This window comes from Bacillus pretiosus (genome assembly GCF_051294775.1).
Classification (GTDB): Bacteria; Bacillota; Bacilli; order Bacillales; family Bacillaceae_G; genus Bacillus_A; species Bacillus_A wiedmannii.
In genome coordinates this window covers 1-330 of sequence record NZ_JBPPHF010000070.1, presented here as the reverse complement: position 1 = coordinate 330, position 330 = coordinate 1, and the positions used below count along the sequence as shown (strand labels likewise).

Annotated in this window: 1 protein-coding gene; it reads left to right on the top strand. The window is 39.1% G+C overall.

What is annotated here, in order from left to right; genetic code table 11:
* A partial coding sequence (locus ACSG5Z_RS29890; RefSeq protein ID WP_503827181.1) for a spermine/spermidine synthase domain-containing protein occupies positions 1-330 on the top strand: 330 nt, incomplete at both ends.

Genomic DNA, 330 nt, shown 5'->3' with positions numbered 1-330 from the left:
TATTGAGTACTCTAAACAATACTTACCATCAATTGCAGGCGCACTAGATAATGAGCGTGTAGTAGTAAAAGTAGGAGACGGTTTCCTACACATTGCAGAAAGCGAAAATGAATATGACGTAATTATGGTAGATTCTACTGAGCCAGTAGGACCAGCAGTAACTCTATTTACAAAAGGCTTCTACGCTGGAATCTCTAAAGCGTTAAAAGAAGAAGGTATTTTCGTTGCACAAACGGACAACCCTTGGTTCACACCAGAACTACTTACAACTGTGTTTAAAGACGTAAAGGAGATTTTCCCAATTACTCGTTTATACACAGCGAACATACC